Genomic DNA, 19,426 nt, shown 5'->3' on the forward strand with positions numbered 1-19,426 from the left:
CAGACAAGACGTTAATTACATTGCCAGCCACGCGTAACCCTGATTTTGCAGGGTCGATACCGTGGTTGGGCTGGAAAGTGCATGCACCACCGATTTATCAATCCAGTTATTGGGATAATGGTGGAATGCCACCGACTGATCGCAGACCGACACTTTCACGCCGGTTTTATTCAGCTCATCAATCAGTTTCAGGTTCGGGTTATCGATACCATAAAATTGTCTGAAATGGGCGTTATCCAGCATGGCTGGCGTCGCATCGCCGGTCACTGACACCACAAACTGAAGCTGGTCAGCCGGAATGCCGGAGGCGATATAGAGATTCACCACCCGTGCGACCCGCTCCAGGCCCAGATTGGGTGCGGTCATGGCACCATCGCTGCGGGTAATCTGGAAAACAATTTTATTGCTCAGCCCCGCCACCGGTTTAAAGGCCGCATCAGACTCATAATGAATTTTGCCGTAGCCCGCAATGGCTGGCGTACTCCAGAAACCCGCAGGCTCCTGCGGCTCAGTTGAAATATGACTCGCCACTTTGTCATAGATTTTGCTGCTTTGTGTCACAGCCGCGCCAACCGCACCGCCGATAATGGCGATTAACACGTACGAAACCGCTGAGCGCATAACACTCCTCTCCACTAATTAATGCGTTATCGATCCTGATTCTGAATCGCGGCCTTATCTATATCACAGCGCATGAGTATTCAGCGCCTGCGTAAATTCAGGTCAGCACGCTTTACGCGATCGGGGAAATAATGCGCGGACGCAATCAATAGAAAGGTTTCATCGCGATTAAACGAAAAGACAGTATTGATCGGCCCTTAATAAACGCGAATACGTATGCAGCATCGGCAGACAACGCATAATTTAAGTCCACACCGCAGTGGAAAGAAAGGTTGGCTTTCACCTTGAACGATTTAATTTCTCAATCGAAGATCTGAGCAAAAAGTGACGAAACACCCTTTTTTTTCGGAGTATACCTGGAAAAATTCATGCCACATTCAATTTTTTTGAGTGTGTTTACATAACTTTAAACTAATGAAGTGAACAGGCAGATATTGCCTTCAGCATAATCTGCTTTATTTTTCGCTGCTGCATCGGGAAATCGGTAATAAGCGGAAACAGAGCCGCCAGTTATCGCCAGCACAGGCGGGACGCCTTTTTTCGTTTAGCTCTGGTTTAGGTTTCAGAGACATTCAATTTTTTTCGTCAGAAAAGGCGATCTTGCACAAATCACTCACCATTCTGCGCAGATAACCCCATTTCTTTCTTATCATGCTCTGGTTAAGATGGTTGCGAATCGCTGTTAGCTGCGAAAAAACGGAATGTTATCGCTGCGCACCTGTCCCGTCTCAGGGCCTCTTTACAGGATTAAGGCATGTTGAACCGGTTAAAGAAAACGCTGATCGCCGCACTGCTCCCGGCGCTGATAGTAACCAGTCTGGCACCGGCTTATGCCGACGTCAGCGATTCACTGCCCGACATGGGGACCACGGCGGGCTCGACCCTGTCGATTAATCAGGAATTACAGATGGGCGACTTCTACGTTCGCCAGCTGCGCGCCAGTGCGCCCCTGATCAACGACCCGTTACTGAATCAGTACATTAATCAGCTCGGACAGCGGCTGGTGTCACACGCCGATTCGGTTAAGACGCCGTTCCACTTCTTCCTGATCCAGAATGACGAACTCAACGCCTTTGCCTTCTTTGGCGGTAATGTGGTGCTGCACTCGGCACTGTTCCGGTTCACCGACAATGAGAGCCAGCTGGCCTCGGTGATGGCGCATGAAATTTCGCACGTCACCCAGCGCCATCTGGCGCGCGCGATGGAAGATCAAAAACGTAATGCGCCGCTCACCTGGGTTGGCGCGCTTGGCTCCATTCTGCTGGCGATGGCCAATCCCCAGGCCGGTATGGCGGCGCTGACCGGGACGCTGGCGGGTACCCAGCAGGGCATTATCAGCTTCACCCAGGGCAACGAGCAGGAAGCGGATCGCATCGGGATTCAGGTACTGCAGCGCGCCGGTTTTGATCCTCAGGCGATGCCCAATTTCTTACAGAAGCTGGCCGACCAGAGCCGCTTCTCCTCTAAGCCGCCCGAGATCTTGCTGACGCACCCGCTGCCCGACAGCCGCCTGGCTGATGCCCGTAACCGCGCCAATCAGATGCGGCCGGTGGTGGTCCAGTCCACGCAGGATTTCTATCTGGCGAAGGTGCGTGCGCTGGGGATGTATTCAACCGGCCGCAATCAGCTGACCGATGAACTGCTGAGCCAGTACGCCAGCGGCAACGCTCGCGAACAGCTGGCGTCGCAATATGGCAAGGCCGTGCAGTTTTTACAGGCAAAAAGCTATGCCGATGCGAAGCGCATCATCACCCCGCTGCTGGCGAAGCAGCCGGATAACGTCTGGTTCCTTGATATCATGTCCGATATTGATATCGGGCTGAATCAGCCGCAGCAGGCTATCGCTATGCTGACCGCGGCCACCGGCGCGAAGAACAGTCCGGTGGTGCAGCTCAACCTGGCCAACGCCTACGTCGAGGCGAAACAGCCCGCCAATGCCAGCCGCATTCTGAACCGCTATACCTGGAGCAATAAAGATGATCCTAACGGCTGGGATTTACTGGCACAGGCTTCAGCGCAGCAGGGTCTGAACGATGAAGAGCTGTCGGCACGCGCTGAAAGCCTGGCGCTGAATGGCCGGCTGGATCAGGCGATCACCACGCTCAGCAGCGCCAGTGCCCAGGTGCCGCTCGGCAGCCTGAAGCAGGCGCGATACGATGCCCGTATTGATCAGCTGCGTCAGTTGCAACAGCGCTTTAAGCAGTATCAGAAAGGTTAAATGACCAGAGATCACAGGAGATCGCCGGAGATGGTGACGATTTATCACAATCCGCGCTGCAGCAAGAGCCGCGAAACGCTGGCGCTGTTACAGGAGCGCGGCATTGAGCCGGAGGTGGTGCTCTATCTGCAGACGCCACCGGCGAGCGACACGCTGCACATTCTGCTGCAGAAGCTGGGGATGCAGAGCGCACGCCAGCTGATGCGAACCAAAGAGCCGCTTTATCAGACGTTAGGGCTGGCGGATCAGAGCCAAAGCGAGACGGCGCTGATCGCCGCGCTGGTCAGCCATCCCATTTTAATTGAACGACCCATCGTGATTAATGGCGATCGGGCGCGCATTGGCCGCCCGCCGGAAGCGGTGCTCGACATTCTCTAAAGGCCGAGCGTCTCTTTGACAAAAGGAATGGTGAGTTTGCGCTGGGCGCTGATCGAAGCACGATCGAGCCGATCCAGCGTATCAAACAGCGTGCGCATTTCGCGATCGAGCCGTTTCAGCAGGAAGCGGCCGACATCTTCCGGCAGCTCAAAACCGCGTAATCCGGCGCGCAACTGCAGCGCCTGCAGTTTATCTTCGTCGGAAAGCGGCTGCAGGCGATAAATCTGCCCCCAGTCGAGACGCGAAGCCAGATCGGGCAACTGCAGATTAAGCTGACGCGGCGGACGATCGCCGGTAATAAACAGGCGGGTATTGCCGGTTTCCAGAATGCGGTTGTAGAGATCGAAGATCGCCATCTCCCACTCCGGCTCGCCGGCGATGCACTCGATATTATCGATGCAGACCAGTGACAGTTGCTCCATCCCTTCCAGCACTTCCGGCACGAACCAGGTACGCTTATCCAGCGGCACATAGCCGACCGCCGCACCGCGTGCAGACATTTCAGCGCACGCCGCATGCAGCAAATGGCTCCGGCCACCGCCTTCACGCGACCAGAAGTAGAGATAGCTGCCATGTTGTTGGTTGAGAGCACCTTTCAGCGCGGCAATCAGCGACGGGTTTTCCCCCGGCCAGAAGCTGGCGAAGGTTTCGTCGTCAGGCAAATAGAGTGGCAATGACAATTGTGCCGGCGTGTTCAGAAGCACCTCAGCAAGAGAACAAGCAAAAAACCGGGGAAGTCTACCACAGTTTTCAGAAAGAGATGAATGGAGCGTCCCTGCCCCGATCTGATGCGCGTGCCGACGATCAGGAATCCTGACGATCTTCCGCTTCCAGCACTACTTCTTCCGGGCGCAGCAGTGAAATCACGCGGAAGATCAGCGCCAGTCCTACGCCAACCAGCGTGGCCAGCGCCATGCCTTTCAGCTCCGCCGCACCGATATGTACCTTCGCGCCGCTGACGCCGATGATCAGGATCACCGAAGTCAGGATCAGGTTCTGCGCTTTGTTGTAATCCACTTTGGATTCGATCAGTACCCGGATACCGGACGCGCCAATCACCCCATAGAGCAGCAGCGAGACACCGCCCATCACCGGCACCGGGATCGCCTGAATCGCCGCTGCCAGTTTACCGACGCACGACAGCAGAATGGCGAGGATCGCCGCGCCGCCAATCACCCAGGTACTGTAGACGCGGGTAATCGCCATCACGCCGATATTCTCACCGTAGGTGGTATTAGGGGTTGAGCCAAAGAAGCCGGAGATCACCGTCGATAAGCCGTTGGCGAACATCGAACGATGCAGGCCGGGATCGCGGATCAGATCTTTCTTCACAATATTGGCCGTCACCACCAGATGCCCGATGTGTTCGGCAATCACCACCAGCGCCGCCGGCAGAATGGTGAGCATCGCTACCCACTCAAAGCGCGGCGTATAGAAGGTCGGCAGCGCGAACCACGGCGCGTTCTCGACTCCACGCCAGTCAACGATGCCCATAAACCAGGAGAGCACATAGCCGACCAGCACCCCGATCAGAATCGGGATAATCGCCAGGAAGCCACGAAACAGCACCGATCCGAACACCGTCACCGCCAGCGTGACCAGCGAGATGATCACCGTGGTGCTGTCGGGCGCGCTGCCCTCAGCCGGCAGCAGGCCTGCCATGTTGGCCGCGACGCCCGCCAGTTCCAGACCGATCACCGCAACAATCGCGCCCATCGCCGCCGGCGGGAACATCACATCCAGCCAGCCGGTACCGGCCCGCTTCACAATCAGCGCCACGATACAGAACAGCACGCCGCACAGAATAAATCCGCCCAGCGCCACCTCATAGCCCAGCGGCAACAGCAGCAACACCGGCGAGATAAAAGCAAAGCTTGAACCGAGATAGGCGGGGATTTTGCCCTTACAGATAAACAGATAGATCAGCGTGCCGACGCCGTTGAATAACAGCACGGTAGCCGGGTTGATATGAAACAGAATCGGCACCAGCACCGTGGCGCCAAACATGGCGAACAGGTGTTGCAGGCTGAGTGGAATGGTTTGCAGTAACGGCGGTCGTTCACTGACGCCAATGGCGCGACGAGTCATCATTTATCCCCTTATGTTATGCATCCCCTTCCTCGCTGCAGCCGCGACGAGGCACATCCACGCACAAGGCGTGAACCTGTCGCCAGCGGCAGAGGCTATCGGATTGGGGATGATGCTTTTTTGCCAAAAAAAAGCCGACTCTCCGGCCGGCTATGCGATTTATTTGGTACCGAAAATCTTATCCCCGGCGTCACCCAGCCCGGGAATGATGTAACCTTTTTCGTTCAGTCCCTGATCGACTGACGCGGTATAGAGCTCGACGTCAGGATGCGCTTTTTCCAGCGCCGCAATCCCTTCTGGCGCCGCCACCAGCACCAGCACTTTAATGCTGCTGCAACCGGCTTTTTTCAGCAGATCGATAGTGGCGATCATCGAGCCACCGGTCGCCAGCATCGGATCGACCACCAGCGCCAGACGCTCTTCAATATTAGAGACCAGCTTCTGGAAATAAGGGACCGGCTCCAGGGTTTCTTCATCGCGGTAAACGCCCACCACGCTGATGCGGGCGCTGGGAACATGTTCCAGCACGCCTTCCATCATGCCGAGACCGGCACGCAGAATCGGGACCACCGTAATTTTTTTACCTTTGATTTGATCGATCTGCACCGGGCCATTCCAGCCCTCAATGGTCACTTTTTCGGTTTCCAGGTCGGCGGTGGCTTCGTAGGTCAGCAGGCTGCCCACTTCTGATGCCAGCTCGCGGAAACGCTTGGTACTGATATCATGCTCACGCATCAAGCCCAGTTTATGTTTGACCAGCGGGTGTCTGACTTCCACGATCTTCATTGGTGTTCTCCCGGAGTGAGTTGAGCTAAAAAAAAATCGCGGGATTATACCGCCTTTTCGCCTCTGCGCCACTTATCCTTGCGCAAAGCGGCAGCTTTTACCGGGACAAAATAAGGATTGATGAAAATCACCCGGTGCGCAATCCCGGACTCGCAAACGTTTGCCTGCGCTGGTAGAATTGCCGCGCTTTATTTAAACCACCAACCGCAACTCGCGTGGGGACCTCGCAGTGACCGACAAGACCTCTCTCAGCTACAAAGACGCCGGTGTTGATATTGATGCTGGTAACGCCCTGGTTGACCGTATTAAAGGCGTAGTGAAAAAGACGCGTCGCCCGGAAGTGATGGGTGGACTGGGCGGCTTCGGTGCGCTTTGCGCGCTGCCGCAAAAATACCGTGAACCGGTGCTGGTCTCCGGCACCGATGGCGTCGGCACCAAGCTGCGTCTGGCGATGGACCTCAAGCGCCACGATGCGATTGGCATCGATCTGGTCGCCATGTGCGTCAACGATCTGGTGGTTCAGGGTGCCGAGCCGCTGTTCTTCCTCGACTACTACGCCACCGGCAAACTGGATGTTGATACCGCCTCCGCGGTCATCACCGGCATCGCCGAAGGCTGCCTGCAGTCAGGTTGTGCGCTGGTTGGCGGCGAAACCGCTGAAATGCCGGGCATGTACCACGGTGAAGATTACGACGTGGCCGGTTTCTGTGTCGGCGTGGTTGAAAAGTCTGAAATCATCGACGGCAGTAAAGTGCAGGATGGTGACGTGCTGATCGCGCTGGGCTCAAGCGGTCCGCACTCCAACGGCTACTCGCTGGTGCGCAAGATTCTGGAGGTCAGCAATACCGATCCGCTGACTGAACAGCTGGAAGGCAAACCGCTGGCCGATCATCTGCTGGAACCGACCCGAATCTATGTGAAAAATATTCTCAGCCTGATTGAGCAGGTCGATGTGCATGCCATTGCGCACCTGACCGGCGGCGGCTTCTGGGAAAACATTCCACGCGTGCTGCCCGACAACACCCAGGCGGTGATTGACGAGACGAGCTGGCAGTGGCCAGCGGTGTTCAGCTGGATGCAGCAGGCGGGCAACGTCAGCCGCTTTGAGATGTACCGCACCTTTAACTGCGGCGTCGGAATGATCATTGCCCTGAGCCCGGCTGACGCAGATAAAGCGGTCGCGCTGATGCAGGCGGCCGGCGAGAAAGCCTGGAAGCTGGGCGTGATCAAAGCCTCGGATGCTGAAGAGCGTGTGGTTATCAACGGATGAAAAAGCTGGTTGTCCTGATTTCCGGCAACGGAAGCAACCTTCAGTCCATCCTTGACGCCTGCGCCAGCGGGCGGATTGACGGCAGCGTTGCTGCCGTTATCAGCAATCGCGCCGCCGCCTATGGTCTGACCCGGGCGCAGGAGGCAGGTATTCCCGCAAAAGCGCTGGCGGCCAGCGACTTTGCTGACCGCGACGCTTTTGACCGGCAGCTGATCGCTGAAATCGAGGCGTTTTCGCCGGATCTGGTGGTGCTGGCGGGCTACATGCGTATTCTCAGTCGCGCCTTTGTCGCCCATTTCCACGACCGCCTGCTGAATATTCATCCTTCCCTGCTGCCGAAATATCCGGGCCTGCATACCCATCGTCAGGCGCTGGAGAATGGCGACAGCGAACATGGAACCTCGGTGCACTTCGTCACCGATGAGCTGGATGGCGGCCCGGTGATTTTGCAGGCCAAAGTACCGGTGTTCCCTGACGACAGCGAAGCGGAGATAACTGAGCGGGTGCAGCATCAGGAACATGCGATCTATCCGCTGGTGATTAGCTGGTTTATCGACGGACGACTCAAAATGCGTGATGGCAAAGCCTGGCTGGATGGGGAACCCCTGCCGCCGCAAGGCTACGCCCACGACTGACCTGGAAGGAGAAGCCCGGGCTTCTCCTGAAAGAGTCGTGGAGTAAAGGCTCAGGGAACCTACGCCCTCCGTAAAGACGCAAAAAACGCCATTCCTCACCGCGCGGCGTTACTACGGGCATAGGCTCCCATCGCTTTGCGTTTATGAGCCGTCTGCCAAAAGCCTCGCCCTTCTCCCTCTTCTTAGCCGTAGCGACCGGTGATGTAATCTTCGGTGCGCCGCTGTTTCGGGGCGGTAAAGATCCGATCGGTATCATCAAACTCCACTAACGCGCCCTGATGCATAAACGCGGTGTAATCCGAGACGCGTGATGCCTGCTGCATATTGTGGGTCACCAGCACCAGGGTAAAGTGCTGCTTCAGCGTGGTCATCAGCTCTTCAATCACCAGCGTGGAGATCGGGTCCAGCGCCGAGGTCGGCTCGTCCAGCAGCAAAACTTCGGGTTCGATGGCAATCGCCCGGGCAATCACCAGCCGCTGCTGCTGTCCGGTCGACAGGGTCAGCGCATTCTGCCCCAGCTGGTCCTTCACCTCACTCCATAACGCGGCCGCCCGCAGCGCACGTTCACAGGCTTCATTCAGCACCCGCCGATCGCGCACGCCCTGCAACCGCAGGCCATATACCACGTTTTCATAGATCGACTTGGGAAACGGATTGGGCCGCTGAAACACCATGCCAACCCGCCGACGCAGTGCAGAAAGATCCTGATCCGGCCGCATGATCGGCAACCCGCCCAGCAGTACTTCACCCTCAACCCGGCAGTGATCGATCACATCGTTCATCCGATTGAAGCAGCGCAGCAGGGTCGATTTGCCGCAGCCCGATGGCCCGATCAGCGCGGTAATGCGGTTCTTCGGCACCTGCAGGGAAATATCCTGCAGCGCCTGGCGCTCGCCGTACCACAGCGAGAGATGATTCACGGTGAGCGCAATGTCAGTGTCGGGCGTCATAGTCATAGCCTGTTATTGAGTCATAAGGCGATAGCGTTCACGCAGACGGTGACGCAGGCTCATCGCCAGCAAATTGAGCGACAGAATAATCAGCACCAGTAGCAGCGCAGTGGCGAACACCAGCGGCCGGTCAGCTTCAATATTCGGGCTCTGAAACGCCAGATCGTAAATCTGGAAACCAAGATGCATAAATTTGCGGTCCAGATGCAGATAGGGGAACACCGCGTCGATCGGTAATTCCGGCACCATCTTCACCACCCCGACCAGCATCAGCGGCGCGGTTTCGCCCGCCGCTCGTGCCACCGCAAGGATCAATCCGGTCAGCATGGCCGGGACCGCCAGCGGCAGCACCACATGCCACAAGGTTTCCGCCTGAGTGGCACCCAGCGCCAGCGATCCCTGACGCAGCGTGTTGGGAATGCGCGAGAGTCCCTCTTCCGTCGCCACGATCACCACCGGCAGCGTCAGTAGCGCCAGAGTTAACGCCGCCCACAGCAGGCCCGGCGTACCAAAGGTCGGATTAGGCAGCGCGCTGGCGAAGAACAGCTGATCGATCGTGCCGCCGACCAGCCAGACAAAAAAGCCCAGGCCAAAGACGCCATAGACAATCGACGGCACACCGGCCAGATTGACCACCGCAATCCGCACCAGCCGCGTCAGAGCATTGCGTCCGGCATATTCATGCAGCCAGATTGCAGCGATCACCCCCAGCGGCATCACCACAATCGACATCAGCAACACCATCAGCACGGTGCCAAAAATCGCCGGAAAAGCCCCCGATTCGCTTTCACCGTCTGCCGGTGAGTCGCTGACGAAACGCCACAGCTGATGCAGGAAATGCACCGTTTTTTCGCCTGCCGTCATTGCGTTGGGTTTCCAGCTATCAACAATTTCCGTTAACGGAATGGCGTGATCGATGCCGTGCACATCCCGCAGGATCAGCACGTCGCGCAGGCTCTGCTGTTGCAGGCTGGCCAGCGTCTCACTGAGTTGATCGAAGCGGCGCTGTAATGCCGCCTGATTCGCCTGGTATTCCGACTCGGTCTGAAGGTCAAAATGCCCGGCAGCGCGTTGTTTTGCGGCCTGCTCGTCGAGTTGCTCGCGCTGGCTGTTAACGCGTGCCATCTCAACCCGCCGAATCTGGTTGGCCTGCCGCAGCAGCAGTTGCACCTGCGCCAGCCGCTGATGCAGCAGCGCATCGGGGTCCTGAGCGGTTAAGACGTCATTATCCTCACGCAGGCCAACAAACCAGCCGTAAGCCTGGCCGTGACTGCGGCGCTGTAGCACCATGATTGCTTTTGGCTGGCTGACGCTGGCTGCTTGCCGGCTATAGACCACGCGGAAATCGGGCGCATCCCAGTCGCGATTGCCGGTTTTAATCAGATAACGATGCACCTGTCCGCCGCTGTTGCCCTGCTCATCCGCCGGAGCCGGAAAGCGTGGCTGATGCTCAAGCGTTTCACCCAGCAGCCGCACTTCGCGCCCATCGGGCTGGCTGAAACTGTAGAGATCAACCCGCTGCGGCCAGAAGGCCCGGACGCCCTGCCAGGCCAGCAGCCCAATCAGCAGCGTAAAGGCCAGCAGGCAGACCGCCACCGCACCGGCGGTTAGCCAGCGCCAGCGATCGTTCTGTCGCATCACCTTCATACCTGCTCCTCTTGCTGACTGTAGCGCTGGCGCAGCCGCTGACGGATCAGCTCTGCTACGGTATTGATCACCAGCGTGAACAGCAGCAGCATCAGGGCGCTGAGAAACAGAATGCGATAATGCGCGCTGCCGGCGGCCGCTTCCGGCATTTCAATGGCGATATTGGCCGACAGGGCGCGCAGCCCGCTGAACAATCCGCCTTCAGTTTGCGGCGTGTTGCCGGTGGCCATCAGCAGAATCATGGTTTCTCCCACTGCACGCCCCAGGCCGATCATCAGGGCAGCGAAGATCCCGGCGGAGGCGCCAGGCAGCACCACGCGGGTCAGGGTTTGCCAGGGTGTTGCCCCCAGCGCCAGCGATCCCTGCCCCAGCGCCGCGGGTACGCTGAACAGCGCATCTTCAGAGAGCGTAAAAATCAGCGGCACCAGCGCAAAGCCCATCGCCAGCGCCGCCACCAGCAGGTTGCGCTGTTCGTAATGCGGCAGCCAGTCGCCCGCGTCGGGAATAAACAGCGTCGGCAGCCACAGCGTCAGTAAGGTGACCAGCAGCAACAGCGGCAGCAGGATCAGCACTTCGCGGCCCGGCTGTCGCCAGCGCGGCGGCAAACGTGCGCTGAGCACACCGCACAGCAACAAACTGCCCGCCAGCGTCAGCGGCAGTAACAGCACACCCACCAGCGCCTGACTGATGTGCGGGGCCAGCCAGACACCGGCAATCAGGCCCACCACCACACTCGGCAGCGCGCCCATCATTTCGATAGCCGGTTTAACCCAGCGGCGCAGGCCCGGCGCCATAAAGAATGCGGTATACATGGCTGCCGCCAGCGCCAGCGGCGTCGCAAACAGCAGCGCTAAACTGGCGGCTTTCAGCGTACCCACCACCATCGGTACCAGGCTGAACTTGCCCTGATAGCTGTCGCCTGCCGCAGTCGATTGCCAGATATAGTCCGGTTTCGGGTAGTTTTCGTACCAGATTTTCTGCCAGAAGTTACGCCAGGTGACATCCGGCCACGGGTTATCCAGCCGCAGGGTTTGCCAGCTGCCCGACCGTTCAATCAACAGCGTGTCGCCACGCGGCGAAAACTGCGCGTCGAGAATGCCTGGCGCCAGCTGGCGTTGCAGAACAGGTCCATCCTGCTTGCTGGCGAACAGCCGCAGCAGGCCGCTTTCACTCAGAGTGGCAAATACCCGACGCTGCGATTCGGTGATGACAATCGCCGGTCCGTCACTGTGGCTAAAGGTACGGATGCGTTGCAGCCGCGGACCCTGCGGGCTGGCGATGGCAAACCACTGGGTAATGCCATTCTGATCCTGAATCAGCAGGCTTTTTCCGCCCACCAGCAGATGCAGGCTTTGCGGACGCTGCGGCAGCGTCTGGGTTTCACGCAGCAACGCCTGATCATCATTGAGTTGCCAGACGCGCAGCACGTTGCCTTCGGTGGTATAGAGCAGATCGCCCGCCGGGGAAAGGGCCAGCAGATCCAGGTGCTGTTGCGGCAGGTCAATGGTGGCGGCCTGCTGATCGGTGCCGAGCGTCAGCACCGTCAGTCCGGCATCGGTCAGCGCGGCGATACGCCACTGACCCGCATGGCGGGTCGCCAGCGCCATTTTTGTCACCGCGCCCTGTGGCAGATGAAACGGTTTATCGCCCAGCGGAAAACGCCACTGCTGTTGCGCCGTCGGCTGCATCAGCATCAGCGCGCCCTGCAGATTCAGCAGCAGCGTCTGACCGTCAGCGCTGCGCACCACCTGTTGCGGTGCCCGCGATAAGGCCAGCGCCGGTTCTGCCGGCTGGCCATTCAGCGGAATAAACCGTGCTGCCCCGCGTTCACTGATGCGCCAGCCGGTGCGGCCATCATTGCCGAGCGCTAACGCCGGTGCGCGATCCCATAACTGCTGCTGACTGGCGATGTGAAGCTGTGGTGCGCTAAACAGCGGTAACACCACGCCAATCAGCCAGCAAAACAGCAATAGCATCAGCAGCAGAATCGCAACGCCACAGGACGTGACCAGTCGCCGCGTCAGACGGTCAACGGCACGACGCTTTCGGTCGCTAAACTGGACGGGGATGTGGTTTACGCTCATGCGGTTCCGGTAGCAGGCTAAAACAAGCCGCTATGTTGCCCGTAGCCGGTTGATAAGACAACTATTGACGTTGGACAACGCTGCCATACTCTCGCCATAATGATCGTGGACACTGGATCTTCAGTCCTGCAACCGCTATATGGAGTGAGAATGGGTCAGGTAAAGCTTTATATTGAAAAAGAATTAAGCTGGTTATCCTTTAATGAACGGGTTTTGCAGGAAGCGGCGGACAAAAGTAATCCGCTGATTGAGCGGATGCGTTTTCTCGGCATTTACTCCAATAACCTTGATGAGTTCTATAAGGTGCGTTTCGCCGACCTGAAACGCCGCATTCTGATCGGTGAAGAGCAGGGTTCCGCCAGTACGCCACGCCATCTGTTTAAGAAGATCCAGCAGCGGGTTCTCAAGTCTGACCAGGAGTTTGACGCGCTGTATAACGATCTGCTGCTGGAGATGGCGCGTAATCAGATCTTCCTGATTAACGAACGTCAGCTGTCGCCGAATCAGCAGGCCTGGCTGCGCCACTATTTCAAGCATGAGCTGCGTCAGCACATCTCGCCGATTCTGATCACCCATGAAACGGACCTGACCGAATTTCTGAAAGACGATTACACCTATCTGGCGGTGGAAATTATTCGCGGCGATAACATTCGTTATGCGCTGCTGGAGATCCCGTCTGATAAAGTGCCGCGCTTCATTAATCTGCCGGCTGAGCCACCGCGCCGCCGTAAGCCGATGATCCTGCTGGATAACATTTTACGTTACTGCCTGGACGACATTTTTAAAGGCTTCTACGATTACGACGCGCTCAACGCCTACTCAATGAAAATGACGCGTGACGCCGAGTACGATCTGGTGACGGAGATGGAATCAAGCCTGCTGGAGCTGATGTCCTCCAGCCTGAAGCAGCGCCTGACCGCTGAGCCGGTGCGCTTCGTCTATCAGCGTGATATGCCGGATTCGATGGTTGAGTTGCTGTGTCATAAGCTCTCCATTTCCAACTTCGACTCGATATTGCCCGGCGGTCGCTATCACAACTTTAAAGACTTCATCGGCTTCCCGAACGTCGGCAAAAACAACCTGGTGAACCGGCCGCTGCCGCAGATTCGCCATATCGGCTTCGACGGCTTCCGCAACGGCTTTGATGCGATTCGCGATCGCGACGTGCTGCTCTACTATCCTTACCATACCTTTGAACATGTGCTGGAGCTGCTGCGTCAGGCGTCGTTTGACCCCAGCGTGCTGGCGATCAAAATTAATATCTATCGCGTCGCCAAACACTCACGCATCATGGATGCGATGATTCATGCCGCCTATAACGGCAAAAAAGTCACGGTGGTGGTCGAGCTGCAGGCGCGCTTTGATGAAGAGGCGAACATCTACTGGGCTAAACGCCTGACCGAAGCGGGCGTCCACGTCATTTTTTCTGCGCCCGGGCTGAAGATCCACGCCAAACTGTTCCTGATCTCCCGTCGTGAGGGAGAAGAGATTGTGCGTTACGCGCATATCGGTACCGGTAACTTCAATGAGAAAACCGCCCGTCTCTATACCGATTACTCGTTACTGACTGCCGATGCGCGTATCACCAACGAAGTGCGTCGGGTGTTTAACTTTATTGAGAACCCTTACCGCCCGGTCACCTTCGATCATCTGATGGTGTCGCCGCAAAACTCGCGCCGGATGCTGTATGAGTTGATCGATACCGAAATTGCCAATGCGCAGCAGAAAAAGCCGTCCGGCATTACTCTGAAAATTAACAATCTGGTGGACAAAGGACTGGTTGACCGGCTTTATACAGCCTCCAGCGTGGGGGTTAAGGTCAATCTTCTGGTACGCGGCATGTGCTCATTGATCCCCGACTTGCCTGGGATCAGTGAAAATATTCGTGTCATCAGTATCGTTGACCGTTATCTGGAACACGATCGCGTCTATATTTTTGACAATGGCGGCGATAAAAAGGTGTTCCTCTCCTCGGCTGACTGGATGACGCGTAACATTGATTACCGCATCGAAGTGGCGGTGGCGATTCTCGATCCACGCATTAAGCAGCGCATACTCGACATTATTGCTATTCAGTTAAGTGATACGGTAAAAGCCCGCATCGTCGATAAAGAGTTGAGTAACCATTACGTCCAGCGCGGCAATCGTCGCAAAGTGCGATCGCAGCTGGCCATTTATGATTACATCAAGAACCTGGAACAACCTGAATAAATCCTATGCCAATTTCCCATAAAAGTACGCCAAAACCCCAGGAGTTTGCGGCGATCGACCTCGGATCGAACAGCTTCCACATGGTCATCGCCCGGGTGGTGGATGGCGCGATGCAGGTATTAGGTCGCCTTAAACAGCGCGTCCATCTGGCTGACGGGCTGGATGCCAACAATCGCCTGAGCGAAGAGGCGATGGAGCGGGGATTAACCTGCCTGGCGCTGTTCGCGGAGCGCCTGCAGGGATTCAGCCCCAGCAACGTCACCATTGTCGGCACCCATACGCTGCGTCAGGCGGTTAACGCCGAGACCTTTTTGCAGCGTGCCGCCGAGGTGATCCCCTACCCGATTGAGGTGATTTCGGGCCATGAAGAGGCGCGTCTGATCTTTATGGGCGTGGAACATACTCAGCCGGAGAAAGGCCGCAAGCTGGTGATCGACATCGGCGGCGGTTCAACCGAACTGGTGATTGGCGAGGATTTTGAGCCGCAGCTGGTGGAAAGCCGCCGCATGGGTTGCGTCAGTTTCGCCCAGCTCTATTTCCCTAACGGCGAAATCAGCCGCGAAAATTTCCGTCGTGCCCGTTTAGCGGCAGCGCAAAAACTGGAGACGCTGGCGTGGCAGTACCGCCTGCACGGCTGGCAATATGCGCTGGGAGCCTCCGGTACCATCAAGGCCGCCTGCGAAGTGCTGCAGGCGATGGATGAGAAAGAGAAGCTGATTACCCCTGAGCGTCTCGACAAACTGTATGACGAAGTGATCAAACATAAGTCGTTTGCCGCGCTGAGTCTGCCCGGCCTGTCAGAAGAGCGCAAAGGGGTATTTGTACCGGGTCTGGCGATTCTGTGTGGGGTGTTCGACGCCCTGGCGATTCGCGAGCTGCGCCTCTCTGATGGCGCGCTGCGTGAAGGCGTGCTGTATGAAATGGAAGGCCGTTTCCGGCATCAGGATATCCGCAGCCGCACCGCGCAGAGTCTGGCGAATCATTACGCCATCGACAGCGATCAGGCGCGTCGCGTGCTCGACACCACCGAACAGCTCTATCTGCAATGGCGCGATCAGAATCCGAAACTGGCGAACCCGCAGCTGGCGGCGCTGCTGAAGTGGGCGGCGATGCTGCATGAAGTCGGGCTGACCATTAACCATAGCGGCCTGCAGCGCCACTCCGCCTATATCCTGCAAAACACCAATATGCCGGGCTTTAACCAGGATCAGCAAATGCTGCTGGCGGCACTGGTAAGATTCCATCGTAAAGCGGTGAAGATCGATGAGCTGCCACGGGTGACGCTGTTTAAGAAAAAGCAGTTCGTGCCGCTGATCTTCCTGTTGCGTCTGGGTACCCTGCTGAACAATCAGCGCCAGGCTACCACCAGGCCAGATACGCTGGTCCTGAAATGCGATGACGGCCACTGGACGCTGATATTCCCGACGGGTTACTTCAGCCAGAACACGCTGGTCCAGCTCGATCTTGAGCGCGAACAGGGGTACTGGAATGATGTTACCGGATGGAAACTGATTCTCGAAGAAGCCTGATAACGTGGGCGCCTGGCGCCCATCCAACTGAACTGATAACCATGACACAACAAACCGAACGTCTGCGTGACGAAAACTATTTCGCCGAAACCTACGGCCTGACGCAGCCGCACTCTGAAGTGGTTGCCGCGCTGCCGATGCTCAACGTCGGTAAGGCGCTCGATCTCGGCTGTGGCGGCGGTCGTAATACGCTGTTTCTTAATCAGCAGGGTTTCGAGGTAACTGCCTGGGATCACAATCCGCAGAGTCTGGCACGCCTGCACGATATCATCGGGCGCGAAGGCCTGAGCGGTATCCACACCGAGCAACGCGATCTGAACAACACGCGCTTTAATGGCGGCTATGATTTTGTGCTGTCGACCGTGGTGATGATGTTTCTGCAGCCGCAGGCCATTCCGCAGCTGATTGCCGATATGCAGGCCTGTACGGTGAGAGATGGCTACAACCTGATCGTGGCGGCGATGAACACCGACGATATGCCCTGCCCTGGCGACTTTACCTTTGCGTTTAAATCGGGTGAGCTCAGCCATTACTACCGTAACTGGCACATCGTGAAGTACAACGAACATCCCGGCCAGCTGCACCGTAAAGATGAAAACGGCAACCGCATCACCTGCCGCTTCGCTACTCTGCTGGCGCAGAAAGCCAGTTACTGATCTTTGTCTGCTGTTTTTTTCAACAGCGATTGATTTCATCTGGCGACTGTGACTAAATATTGCAGTCGCCCAGCATGGGTCATTACAGGAACCACCCCGCGTGAACAGCGCTATTTCTCCCCGAAGACGTCAAAAAACCGGCACCATGACCCGCATCGTGTTGCTGATCAGCTTTATCATTTTGTTTAGCCGCCTGATTTTTATCCTGCCTGCTGCTTTCGAACATCACCAGCAACAAAAATCGCTGCCTGAACCGGTTGCCGTCAGTTCTGGCGATACGCGTTAGCGAACACGACTTATTCGCCTGAAAAAACTGCCACGCCGTCCGGTTGACTGCACCATTTTTTGCATCCCTTTTTCAGGCGAAACGCTACACTTCGTGCTGGTGCTTTCAGACTAAAGGGATTCAACGTGTCTGCCTCACACTCTCAACGTTTAAGTGAAATACGTCATCGCATTCTGACGCTGCTGCTCAATGAGCACGATCTGGTTGATGCGTTGCTGGATAAAGCCAGTGACCTCAGCCCTGAACAGCAACGTGAAAATGCGACCCAGCGTGACGCGCTGGAACAGGATATCCTTCAGCTGCACGCGGCTGACCTTGCCGATATCCTCGAAGCCTTACCGGAAGAAGAACGTCAGGCGCTGTGGCGGCTGGTGCCGAACGAACGACGCGGCCTGGTGCTGGTAGAAGCCTCGGAAACCGTCTGGGCCAGCCTGACCGAAGAGATGAGCGACCGCGATATTCTGCGCGCCATCGAACCGCTGGATATCGACGATCAGGTATGGCTGGCACGCTATCTGCCGCGTGACCTGACCGGTCGCCTGCTGGCGTCGGTGGAGCCGGGCCTGCGCGCCCGGATGCTGAGCGTGGTGGAGTTTGACCGCGACCGCGTTGGCCGGGTGATGGATTTCAATATCCTGACGGTGCGCGACGACGTGACGCTGGCCACGGTACAGCGTTACCTGCGTAAACATAAAAGCATGCCGGGCGGCACCGATAAAATCTTCATCACCAATGATGATAATCTGCTGCTGGGCGAACTGATGCTGACTGACATCCTGCTGAACAAGCCGAAAACGCTGGTCAGCGAGGTGATGAATGCCCGCCCTACGACCTTCCAGCTCAACGATAAAGCCGAAGACGCCGCCAGCGCCTTTGAACGTTATAACCTGATCTCCGCCGCGGTCACCGATGCAAAAGGCCGGCTGATTGGCCGTATCACCATTGAAGACATCATCGATTTGGTCAACGCCGAAAACGAAAGCAACATTCGTAAGATGGGCGGTATCAGTCAGGAAGAGGATGTGTTCGCCCCGGTGCGTAAGTCGGTGCGCAAGCGCTGGGCATGGCTGGCGATTAATCTCTGCACCGCCTTTATCGCTTCGCGGGTCATCGGGCTGTTTGAAGGCACCATTTCGCAAATTGTGGCGCTCGCCACCCTGATGCCGATTGTCGCGGGCATTGGCGGCAACACCGGTAACCAGACCATCACCATGATTGTGCGTGCGCTGGCGCTGCATCAGGTTGAACCGGGAAACTTCTCGTTCCTGATTGTCCGTGAACTGGGCGTGGCACTGATCAACGGCCTGTTCTGGGGCGGCATTATGGGCGGCATCACCTGGCTGATGTATGACAACCTGGCGCTGGGCGGCGTGATGATGCTGGCAATGGCGCTGAATCTGCTGCTGGCGGCGCTGATGGGGGTTCTGGTGCCGCAGGTGATGACCAAAATGAAGCGCGATCCTGCCGTCGGCTCCAGCGTATTGATTACCGCTATCACCGACACCGGCGGCTTCTTCATCTTTCTGGGGCTGGCGACGCTGTTCCTGCTGCCGCACTGAGCCTCAGGCGCGGTCTTCGCGGCGTTGTAATGCCCGCCTGAGATTGCGCTGGCGCGTCACCTGCGCCAGCTCACCGATGGCGGCTGGTAGCGCATAAGTGCCGCGCTGGCTTAACCACGCCAGCACATCGTCCAGATGCCAGATCGCAGTTTTGCCGTCATGCACCGGCAGCGGAAACGGCGGACGCTGGCTGAGCATCAGTTTACGCATATTCTGGCGTGACATACCGGTGAGTTCCGCCACATCCGTCAGCCCGACAAAATCGGGTGCCGCTTCCGCCAGTATCGCGCCGGGAATTGCGCTCACGACCTCTTCTTCTGCGCGTTTCAGTGCCTCACTGGCAGAAGAGGCCTCACGGCTAAACTCCAGCGCAATTCTGCCGGGAACGCCAAGCCCGACCAGCGCATCATCACAGCCCGCCATTGCCAGACTCTCCAGCATCTCATCCTGCGTGACGTGCTCCGCTGGCAGGCTAAATCGTAAAGTAAAACGGTATTCCATGAGCCGC

Annotated in this window: 17 protein-coding genes; 9 read left to right on the top strand and 8 right to left on the bottom strand. The window is 57.3% G+C overall.

Annotated elements, in window-relative coordinates; translation table 11 throughout:
* Window positions 1–15: 15 nt before the first annotated feature.
* On the bottom strand, window positions 16–621 hold the full coding sequence (locus tag ACX3P5_RS13320; protein WP_233987411.1) for a DsrE family protein: 606 nt from the start codon (window positions 619–621) through the stop codon (window positions 16–18).
* Window positions 622–1,375: 754 nt separating this feature from the next.
* Here ACX3P5_RS13320 and bepA point away from each other — a divergent pair.
* Both bepA and arsC read left to right on the top strand, forming a co-directional pair.
* A complete protein-coding gene (bepA, locus tag ACX3P5_RS13325) occupies window positions 1,376–2,839 on the top strand; it encodes a beta-barrel assembly-enhancing protease (RefSeq protein ID WP_233987410.1) in 1,464 nt (487 codons plus the stop codon).
* A 30-nt stretch (window positions 2,840–2,869) separates the two neighbouring features.
* A complete protein-coding gene (gene arsC, locus ACX3P5_RS13330) occupies window positions 2,870–3,217 on the top strand; it encodes an arsenate reductase (glutaredoxin) (RefSeq protein WP_233987409.1) in 348 nt (115 codons plus the stop codon).
* On the opposite strand, the gene hda is transcribed toward arsC, so the two are convergent.
* From hda to upp, 3 genes are all read right to left on the bottom strand, one after another.
* Complete coding sequence (hda, locus tag ACX3P5_RS13335) at window positions 3,214–3,915, bottom strand: DnaA inactivator Hda (protein WP_180217190.1); 702 nt, start codon at window positions 3,913–3,915, stop codon at window positions 3,214–3,216. The genes arsC and hda overlap by 4 nt on opposite strands.
* A 106-nt stretch (window positions 3,916–4,021) precedes the next feature.
* The gene (gene uraA, locus ACX3P5_RS13340; protein WP_233988136.1) at window positions 4,022–5,305 is read right to left on the bottom strand and encodes a uracil permease; all 1,284 of its coding nucleotides are present in this window, start codon (window positions 5,303–5,305) and stop codon (window positions 4,022–4,024) included.
* Between the two features lie 159 nt (window positions 5,306–5,464).
* A complete protein-coding gene (gene upp, locus ACX3P5_RS13345) occupies window positions 5,465–6,091 on the bottom strand; it encodes a uracil phosphoribosyltransferase (protein ID WP_233987408.1) in 627 nt (208 codons plus the stop codon).
* 229 nt (window positions 6,092–6,320) lie between these two features.
* On the opposite strand from upp, the gene purM reads away from it, so the two are divergent.
* Entirely contained in the window at window positions 6,321–7,361 is a 1,041-nt protein-coding gene (gene purM, locus ACX3P5_RS13350; RefSeq protein WP_233987407.1) for a phosphoribosylformylglycinamidine cyclo-ligase, read from the top strand.
* A complete protein-coding gene (purN, locus tag ACX3P5_RS13355) occupies window positions 7,358–7,996 on the top strand; it encodes a phosphoribosylglycinamide formyltransferase (RefSeq protein ID WP_233987406.1) in 639 nt (212 codons plus the stop codon). Before purM ends, purN begins: the two co-directional genes overlap by 4 nt.
* Window positions 7,997–8,178: 182 nt before the next feature.
* Here the strand turns inward: purN and pstB are convergent, their stop codons facing one another.
* The 3 genes from pstB to ACX3P5_RS13370 are packed head-to-tail and all read right to left on the bottom strand — an operon-like array spanning window position 8,179 to window position 12,677.
* The gene (pstB, locus tag ACX3P5_RS13360) at window positions 8,179–8,946 is read right to left on the bottom strand and encodes a phosphate ABC transporter ATP-binding protein PstB (RefSeq protein WP_233987405.1); all 768 of its coding nucleotides are present in this window, start codon (window positions 8,944–8,946) and stop codon (window positions 8,179–8,181) included.
* Window positions 8,947–8,958: 12 nt separating this feature from the next.
* Entirely contained in the window at window positions 8,959–10,593 is a 1,635-nt protein-coding gene (gene pstA, locus ACX3P5_RS13365) for a phosphate ABC transporter permease PstA (RefSeq protein WP_336755719.1), read from the bottom strand.
* Window positions 10,590–12,677: an ABC transporter permease subunit gene (locus ACX3P5_RS13370; protein WP_458968820.1), complete on the bottom strand. Its 2,088-nt coding sequence runs from the start codon at window positions 12,675–12,677 to the stop codon at window positions 10,590–10,592. Before ACX3P5_RS13370 ends, pstA begins: the two co-directional genes overlap by 4 nt.
* A 150-nt stretch (window positions 12,678–12,827) precedes the next feature.
* Here ACX3P5_RS13370 and ppk1 point away from each other — a divergent pair, with 150 nt between their 5' ends.
* The 5 genes from ppk1 to mgtE all read left to right on the top strand — a co-directional run bounded on the left by ppk1 (window position 12,828) and on the right by mgtE (window position 18,918).
* Window positions 12,828–14,888 carry a polyphosphate kinase 1 gene (gene ppk1 / locus ACX3P5_RS13375; protein WP_233987402.1) on the top strand — a complete coding sequence of 687 codons (2,061 nt, stop codon included), beginning with the start codon at window positions 12,828–12,830 and terminating at the stop codon, window positions 14,886–14,888.
* A 5-nt stretch (window positions 14,889–14,893) separates the two neighbouring features.
* Entirely contained in the window at window positions 14,894–16,417 is a 1,524-nt protein-coding gene (ppx, locus tag ACX3P5_RS13380; protein ID WP_233987401.1) for an exopolyphosphatase, read from the top strand.
* Window positions 16,418–16,458: 41 nt separating this feature from the next.
* The gene (tehB, locus tag ACX3P5_RS13385) at window positions 16,459–17,073 is read left to right on the top strand and encodes a tellurite resistance methyltransferase TehB (protein WP_458968821.1); all 615 of its coding nucleotides are present in this window, start codon (window positions 16,459–16,461) and stop codon (window positions 17,071–17,073) included.
* 100 nt (window positions 17,074–17,173) lie between these two features.
* A complete protein-coding gene (locus ACX3P5_RS13390; RefSeq protein ID WP_031375371.1) occupies window positions 17,174–17,359 on the top strand; it encodes a YfgG family protein in 186 nt (61 codons plus the stop codon).
* 125 nt (window positions 17,360–17,484) lie between these two features.
* Window positions 17,485–18,918, top strand: a complete 1,434-nt coding sequence (gene mgtE, locus ACX3P5_RS13395; protein WP_458968822.1) for a magnesium transporter — start codon at window positions 17,485–17,487, stop codon at window positions 18,916–18,918.
* Between the two features lie 3 nt (window positions 18,919–18,921).
* On the opposite strand, the gene ACX3P5_RS13400 is transcribed toward mgtE, so the two are convergent.
* Complete coding sequence (locus tag ACX3P5_RS13400; RefSeq protein WP_458968823.1) at window positions 18,922–19,419, bottom strand: helix-turn-helix transcriptional regulator; 498 nt, start codon at window positions 19,417–19,419, stop codon at window positions 18,922–18,924.
* Window positions 19,420–19,426 lie beyond the last annotated feature (7 nt).

The sequence above is a fragment of the Pantoea sp. S-LA4 genome (genome assembly GCF_054482835.1).

Bases quoted from the DNA above. Each gene is read 5' to 3' on its own strand.
- ACX3P5_RS13320 (WP_233987411.1), bottom strand. From the start codon at position 621: ATGCGCTCAGCGGTTTCGTACGTGTTAATCGCCATTATCGGCGGTGCG.
- bepA (WP_233987410.1), top strand. From the start codon at position 1,376: ATGTTGAACCGGTTAAAGAAAACGCTGATCGCCGCACTGCTCCCGGCG.
- arsC (WP_233987409.1), top strand. From the start codon at position 2,870: ATGGTGACGATTTATCACAATCCGCGCTGCAGCAAGAGCCGCGAAACG.
- uraA (WP_233988136.1), bottom strand. From the start codon at position 5,305: ATGACTCGTCGCGCCATTGGCGTCAGTGAACGACCGCCGTTACTGCAA.
- upp (WP_233987408.1), bottom strand. From the start codon at position 6,091: ATGAAGATCGTGGAAGTCAGACACCCGCTGGTCAAACATAAACTGGGC.
- purN (WP_233987406.1), top strand. From the start codon at position 7,358: ATGAAAAAGCTGGTTGTCCTGATTTCCGGCAACGGAAGCAACCTTCAG.
- pstB (WP_233987405.1), bottom strand. From the start codon at position 8,946: ATGACGCCCGACACTGACATTGCGCTCACCGTGAATCATCTCTCGCTG.
- pstA (WP_336755719.1), bottom strand. From the start codon at position 10,593: ATGAAGGTGATGCGACAGAACGATCGCTGGCGCTGGCTAACCGCCGGT.
- ACX3P5_RS13370 (WP_458968820.1), bottom strand. From the start codon at position 12,677: ATGAGCGTAAACCACATCCCCGTCCAGTTTAGCGACCGAAAGCGTCGT.
- ppk1 (WP_233987402.1), top strand. From the start codon at position 12,828: ATGGGTCAGGTAAAGCTTTATATTGAAAAAGAATTAAGCTGGTTATCC.
- ppx (WP_233987401.1), top strand. From the start codon at position 14,894: ATGCCAATTTCCCATAAAAGTACGCCAAAACCCCAGGAGTTTGCGGCG.
- tehB (WP_458968821.1), top strand. From the start codon at position 16,459: ATGACACAACAAACCGAACGTCTGCGTGACGAAAACTATTTCGCCGAA.
- ACX3P5_RS13400 (WP_458968823.1), bottom strand. From the start codon at position 19,419: ATGGAATACCGTTTTACTTTACGATTTAGCCTGCCAGCGGAGCACGTC.